Source organism: Rahnella victoriana (genome assembly GCF_004330295.1).
Classification (GTDB): domain Bacteria; phylum Pseudomonadota; class Gammaproteobacteria; order Enterobacterales; family Enterobacteriaceae; genus Rahnella; species Rahnella victoriana.
Window position 1 is genome coordinate 23,133 of sequence record NZ_SJOJ01000040.1, and the last position, 6,698, is coordinate 29,830.

Consider the following 6,698-nt stretch of genomic DNA (forward strand, 5'->3'; position numbering starts at 1 on the left):
TCCTTAAAAAGCAGCAAACGGTTTATTCAGAACGCGGGTCGAGCGCATCACGCAGCCCGTCACCCAGCAAATTGAAACCCTGTACGGTGAGGAAAATTGCCAGACCGGGGAAAATCGACATCCACGGCGACTGCTCGAGGAAGCTGCGCGCGGTATTGAGCATCGCGCCCCAGGAGGCATCCGGCGGTTGCTGGCCGAGACCGAGAAACGACAGACTGGCTTCGGTGATGATCGCCGAGGCAATCGCCAGCGTCGCCTGCACCAGAATCGGCGACAGCACATTCGGCAGCACGTAGCGCCAGAGGATCCAGCGGTCAGGCAGACCAATCGCCCGCGCCCCTTCGATATATTCCTCGTTGCGGATACTCATCACCTGCGCGCGGGTCAGCCGGGCGAAAATCGGCATCGCGGAAAGCCCGATGGCAATCATCGCATTGCCAAGACTTGGCCCGAGAAACGCGCCCAGCGCGATCGCCAGCACCAGAAACGGACACGACAGCAGCGCCTCAACCACGCGGGAAATCACGCTGTCCAGCCAGCCCTGCCAGAAACCGGCGATAAGACCGAGCGGCACACCAATCACAATCGCGATAATCACTGACACACAACCGGCCATCAGCGACGTGCGTGCGCCCCAGAACAGGCGCGATAAAATGTCACGACCCAGTTCATCGGTACCCAGCCAGTGCAGGGCGGAGGGCGCTTTTCGTACCGCCATGAAATCGGCTTTGATTGGATCAAAAGGCGAAATCCACGGCGCGAGCAATGCCAGCAGGGCAAAGGTGACGACCAGCACCGCACCAATCACCGCACTTTTGTTACGCAGGAATTTGCGCAGTACGCGGTTCGGCTCGCGGGCGGGGAGTGACGTTGTCACGGAAATCACAGAAACGCTCATCTCAGGCTCTCCGCATACGTGGGTTGACCAGCACATACAACACGTCGGCCAGCAGATTCATCAGCAGAAAACCGACCGCGACCACCATTACCACGCCCTGAACCACGGCGTAATCACGGTTAAACACTGAATCGACAATCATTTTGCCAAAGCCCGGAATGGTGAATACCTGCTCGCTGAGCACCGCGCCGCCCAGAAGTTCGCCGAACAGCAAGGTCGTCAGCGTGATGATCGGCACCAGCGCATTGCGCAGCGCGTGTTTCATGATCACCTTTTTCGGCAGCAGCCCTTTGGCACGGGCGGTACGGATGTAATCGGCTTTCAGCACTGCAATCATCGCCGCACGCGTATGGCGCATCAGCGTGGCGGAAAGGCCGGTACCGAGCACCGCCGCAGGCAGCAGCATGGTTTTCAGGTTTTGCAGCGGATCTTCTGAGAACGGCACGTAACCGGACGCCGGAAGCCAGTGCAGTTTCACCGAGAACAGCATAATCAGCAGCACACCCAGCCAGAAATGGGGGATCGAAATCCCCGACAGCGCCAGAAAATTGGTGCCGTTATCTATCCAGGTGCCTTTGTTGACCGCCGCCAGCACGCCCATCGTGATGCCGATAATCAGCGCCACGATCATCGCCAGCAGCGACAGTTCGAGCGTCACCGGCAGCTTGGTGGCAATCAGCTGCAACACCGGTTCCTGCGTGCGCAGCGAGGTGCCAAAATCCCCCCGCAGCGCATTACCGACCCAGTGGAAATACTGGCTGGGGATCGGGTCATTCAGGTGATATTGCTCGCGTAACTGCGCAATCACTGCCGGATCCCGCTCCTCGCCCGCCATCGCGGTGATCGGGTCGCCGGGCAGTAATTTCTGCAACGAGAACACCATCAGCGTCACCAGAAACAGCGTCGGTATGGCTGAAATCAGCCGTTTCACCACCAGTTCTAACATTGTCTTTCCTCAGGCAATTACTTGTTCAGAGCCAGACCCTGCAGGCGGATCAGCCCGTCGGCGTAAGGCACGAAACCGCTGACTTTTTTGCTCATGCCAAAAATGCGCGGTTCGAAGTACAGGTACACCAGCGGATCGTCGATGTTTTCCTGCGTCACCACCTGTTTGTACAACGCTTTACGCTTCTCCACATCGCTGGTCAGACGCGCTTCCTGTAACCACTGATCGACCTGCGGATTGCTGTATTTGCCGTCGTTCAGGCCGCCTTTGGTATGGATGAAGGAAAAGATATTGCCGTCCGGATCCGGGCGTCCTGACCAGCCGGACATACTCATTTTGAATTCGCCGCTTTGCTGGCGATCCAGCAGTGTGGCGTATTCGGTCATTTGCAGATTCAGGTTGATGCCCGCTTCACTGACCATCGCCTGCAGCACCTGCGCAACCTGCTGGGACGTCGGGTTGTTGGCGACCAGGAAATCAATGGTGATCGGTGTTTTCACCCCGGCTTGTGCCAGTAAGGCTTTGGCTTTTTCGATATCGCGTTTTGGCACCGGAATGTCTGCGTGATACGGGCTGGCGGGTGAGAACGCCTGATTCGCCGGGGTATATTGCCCCTGGAACACCACCTGATTCAGCGCGTCGCGGTCAATCGCCAGCGACAGCGCCTGACGCACACGGGCATCTTTCGCCAGCGGGGTATTGGTGTTGGCGGTGCCGTTGGCGATATTGAGCGTCAGCCCCATATAGCCGAGGCCGGTGGTGCTCGCCAGTTGCAGAGTGTTGTCGGCTTTCACCGTAGCGGTGTCGCTGGCGGCAATGCCTTCGGTGATATCCAGATCGCCCGCCCGCAGGTTGGCTAAACGCACGGACGCATCGGGGATCGGCAGGAACACCACTTTATCGAAGTGATACGCGCCTTTATTCCAGTAATTGTCGAAACGTTTGAGGACAATGCGGTCCTGCTGCACACGGCTGACGAATTCGTACGGGCCGGAACAGACAGGATGCGCCGCGACGTTGCCTTTGGCGGTGGCCGCCGGGGCCATCATGGTGCCCGCGCGGTCAGTCAGTTGCATCAGCAGCGCGGCGTCGGCGGTTTTCAGGTGGAAAACCACGGTGTACGGCGCGGTGGCGTCCACGGACTCAATGGAGGAGAGTTCACTTTTACGCAGGGAACCGGGCAGGGTCAGATAGCGTTCAATGTTGTATTTCACCGACTGCGCATCGAATTTTTCGCCGTCATGGAAGGTCACGCCTTCACGCAAATTCATCGTCAGTGTTTTGCCATCTTCGCTGTATGACCAGTCCTTCGCCAGACCCGGCACAATTTGCAGATGCTGATCGACATCCACCAGACGTTCGCACATGGCGCTGAACACAAAGCGGCCGTAATAGGTGCGCGCCGTGGCCGGATCGAGCATGTCAGGATCGCTGCCAAGGCCGATGCGCAGGGTGCTTTCCGCGTGGGCGAGGCCCGCCGAGGTCAGCAACAGTAAGGCCGGAATGCAGGCAGTTAAGCGGGGGGCAAATTTCATGGTCGGGTTCCCTGGGTTGATGTTGGAATGGAAAGTGAAAGCCGGGACTGGCTCGCTTGCTCAAACAGCGCACGCCGTAAGGTGAAAGCGGCGGACGGCGGCGGAACCAGCACGGAAGTGCGGTCCCGTTGCAGTTCGCTCCAGCGGTGGCAGGCCACCATGCGGTTGTCACTGACAGTTTCAAGTGGCGGTTCCACCAGACGACATTCGTCGGTGGCGTACGCGCAACGGGTATGGAAACGGCAGCCGGCAGGCATATTGGCCGGATTGGGCATATCGCCCTGCAACATCGGCACCGGACGTTTTACACCGGGCGTCAGCAGCGGCGCGGAGGCAATCAGCGCCTGGGTATAGGGATGCAGCGGCTGATCGAAAATGTCATCGGTGCTGGCCAGTTCGACGATTTGCCCGAGGTACATCACGGCCACGCGGTCGCTCATATGGCGGATCACCGCCAGACCGTGCGCGACGACAATCATCGTCAGGCCAAACTGCTGTTTCAGGCTTTCCAGTAAATTCACCACCTGCGCCTGCACCGACACATCCAGCGCCGACACCGGTTCATCGCCCAGCAGCAGTTTCGGCGAAGACGCCAGCGCGCGGGCAATGCCGATGCGCTGGCGCTGACCGCCGGAAAACTCATGGGGATAACGGTTGCTGAACGCGGCGGGCAGGCCGACGGTGGTCAGCAGTTCGCGCACTTTCGCCTGCCTGTCCGCCTTGCCGCTGACAATGTTATGCAGCCACAGCGGCTCGCCGACGATCTCTTCCACCGTCATGCGCGGGTTGAGCGAGGCAAAGGGATCCTGAAAGATGATTTGCAGATCGCGGCGCAGTTTCTTCATCTGGTCAGCCGAAAACTGTTTCAGGTTTTCGCCTTCATAAAACACGTCGCCATCGGAGGCGCTGAGCAGTTGTAACAGCAGGCGGCCAAGGGTCGATTTGCCTGAGCCGGATTCGCCGACAATCGCCAGCGTTTCGCCGTGCCAGACGCGCAATGACACGCGATCTACCGCCTGCACGATTTTCGGTTTGCTGAACAGTGACGACGGGCCTTTAAAGACTTTGCTCAGCCCGGCGGCTTCCAGAATGGGGCGGGGTGCGAGGCTCATGCGCAGGCTCCTTCGGCGGACAACGCGAAATGGTTTTCCAGCGGCGCAAAGAAACAGGCGACGTGGTGCGACGACTGATGCAGGGCGCGCAACGGCGGTCGTTCACGCTGGCAACGTTCGGCGGCAAACGGACAGCGCGTCGAAAACCGGCAGCCCTGCGGCATATCTTTCGGCAGCGGCACGGCACCGGGAATGGTGGAAAGTGCGCCCTGACGTGAGGCCAGCGACGGCATCGACCCCATCAGCCCGATGGTGTAAGGATGCTGCGGATTATTGAAAATATCGGCCACCAGACCCTGTTCGACGATTTGTCCGGCATACATTACGGCCACGCTGTCAGCCACTTCCGCGACGACGCCGAGGTCATGGGTGATCAGCAATAACGCGCTGCCGGTTTCCTGCTGAATCCGGTTGAGCAGGGCGAGGATCTGCGCCTGAATGGTGACGTCCAGCGCGGTGGTCGGTTCATCGGCAATCAGCAATTGCGGGCGGTTGATCAGCGCCATCGCAATCATCACCCGCTGACGCATACCGCCGGAAAGCTGGTGCGGATACGCATCCATCCGCAGCTCGGGAGCCGGGATCTGCACTTTTTTGAGGATTTCCAGCGCCTGCTCGCGGGCCGGTTTTTTGCCGACACCCTGATGACGCATCACCGCTTCCGCCAGCTGGTCACCGAGTGTCAGCGCCGGATTGAGCGAGGTCATCGGCTCCTGAAAAATCATCGCCAGTTCCTGACCGCGCAGGTCGGCATACTGGCGCTCGGAAAGTCCGGGCAACGATTTTCCGTTGAGGCGGATATCGCCCTGCAACACCTTCGCGCTGGCGGGCAGTAACCCCATCAGCGCCAGCGACGTGACGCTTTTGCCACAGCCGGATTCGCCCACCAGCGCCAGCGTTTTCCCGGCTTCAAGCTGTAAGGAAATACCGTCGAGCACAGTCGCGGGGGAGCCGGAAAACTGCACCCGCAGGTTGTTGATGTGTAACAGCGGCGTGACGGGTTCGGCCGGGTCAGTCATCAGTAAAATCCTCGTCGTCATCATTCAGGGTGGAAAGAAACGCCTGTTGCAGCGCCAGAAGGTGCTCGCGCATCACTCTGGCGGCTTCCTTTGGCTGGCGTGCGGCAATGTGTTCTACGATGCGTTCGTGGTGATCGTCGTAGCGGTTCAGGCGTTCCTGATTACGTGCCGCGTTGCGCACCGCCAGCCAGCTCGGATCGCGACGAATGGCATCGACGGCATCAAAAAGACCCAGCAGCAGCCGGTTTCCGGCGGCATCGGCAATGGCACGGTGAAAGGCGCTGTCCCACAGTTCGATCTGATCCGGATCGCCGCGCGACATGGTTTTCACCTTATCGAGCAAACGACGCATCAGCTGGATCTGTTCCGGCGTGGCGCGCAGGGCGGCATATTTCGCCAGCCCCGGTTCAATTTGCAGCCGTGCTTCCATCACTTCCTGCAAATTCGATTGTTTCGGTAACGCCTGCAAACTCAGCGGCTGGGCAGGGCCGTTCGGCCCGATAAACGTGCCTTTGCCCTGTTTGCGCCACACGCGGCCTTCTTCCTCCAGCACATCCAGCGCCCGGCGGATTTCGCGGCGGCCAACGTCAAACATCTGCATCAGATCACGCTCCGCAGGCAGTGGCCGGGTGTGATCCGGATGCTGGCGGATCAGCTGACGTAACTGTTCCAGCGCGGAGTTAGACGTCCCGTTTGAAGGGGGCAACGCCCCGGAATGTGTGGTCATATTTCAGTTTCCCGCCGGGAATTGAATCGTTAATCAGTCCTTTGCATTTTCTGAACCAATTTTGTAATGGTTCATGTGAAAGTTTTGCAAAAAGGGGAATTTGTTTTTAATTTCAAATGAATAAAATTTACGCGCTTTAGTTGAAGGATCGTTTTTGTAATTCTTAAGGCATTGATATTTAGCTGATATGCACAAGTGTAGTGCGTTAAATTAATGTTAACGGATCGTAATGGTGCGTGTTTTCCTGGTATGAGAAGTAGATCAAATAAGAAGAATAAGTTGGCTAATGGTTCGCTATTTCCTTCCTTCCCAAAAGAAGGAAGGCCCGGGGCAGGGTATTAAGGAATAATTCGGAAGCCGGAATGTGTGCAGGCAGTGGTTTCGTCTGCAAGATCGTGAGTACTGGTGAGGTTTTCGCAGAGTAGCCAGGGAAATCAGTTCAGCGAAGGGGAGGGTTGGGG

6 protein-coding genes are annotated in these 6,698 nt (G+C 58.3%); all 6 read right to left on the minus strand.

Annotated elements, in window-relative coordinates; all coding sequences use genetic code 11:
* Positions 1-22 precede the first annotated feature (22 nt).
* Genes EYY67_RS23230 through EYY67_RS23255 form a run of 6 tightly spaced genes read right to left on the minus strand, consistent with a single transcriptional unit; the run spans position 23 to position 6,237 of the window.
* On the minus strand, positions 23-898 hold the full coding sequence (locus EYY67_RS23230) for an ABC transporter permease (protein WP_095922168.1): 876 nt from the start codon (positions 896-898) through the stop codon (positions 23-25).
* A 1-nt stretch (position 899) separates the two neighbouring features.
* Positions 900-1,844 (minus strand): ABC transporter permease, encoded by a 945-nt coding sequence (locus EYY67_RS23235; RefSeq protein WP_095922167.1) that lies wholly within the window; start codon positions 1,842-1,844, stop codon positions 900-902.
* Between the two features lie 17 nt (positions 1,845-1,861).
* Positions 1,862-3,379, minus strand: a complete 1,518-nt coding sequence (locus tag EYY67_RS23240; RefSeq protein WP_131694476.1) for an ABC transporter substrate-binding protein — start codon at positions 3,377-3,379, stop codon at positions 1,862-1,864.
* Positions 3,376-4,491: an ABC transporter ATP-binding protein gene (locus EYY67_RS23245; RefSeq protein WP_119824931.1), complete on the minus strand. Its 1,116-nt coding sequence runs from the start codon at positions 4,489-4,491 to the stop codon at positions 3,376-3,378. Before EYY67_RS23245 ends, EYY67_RS23240 begins: the two co-directional genes overlap by 4 nt.
* Positions 4,488-5,510, minus strand: a complete 1,023-nt coding sequence (locus tag EYY67_RS23250; RefSeq protein WP_131694477.1) for an ABC transporter ATP-binding protein — start codon at positions 5,508-5,510, stop codon at positions 4,488-4,490. The genes EYY67_RS23245 and EYY67_RS23250 overlap by 4 nt, the downstream gene beginning before the upstream one ends.
* Positions 5,503-6,237 carry a FadR/GntR family transcriptional regulator gene (locus EYY67_RS23255; RefSeq protein WP_095922163.1) on the minus strand — a complete coding sequence of 245 codons (735 nt, stop codon included), beginning with the start codon at positions 6,235-6,237 and terminating at the stop codon, positions 5,503-5,505. The genes EYY67_RS23250 and EYY67_RS23255 overlap by 8 nt, the downstream gene beginning before the upstream one ends.
* Positions 6,238-6,698: the final 461 nt, after the last annotated feature.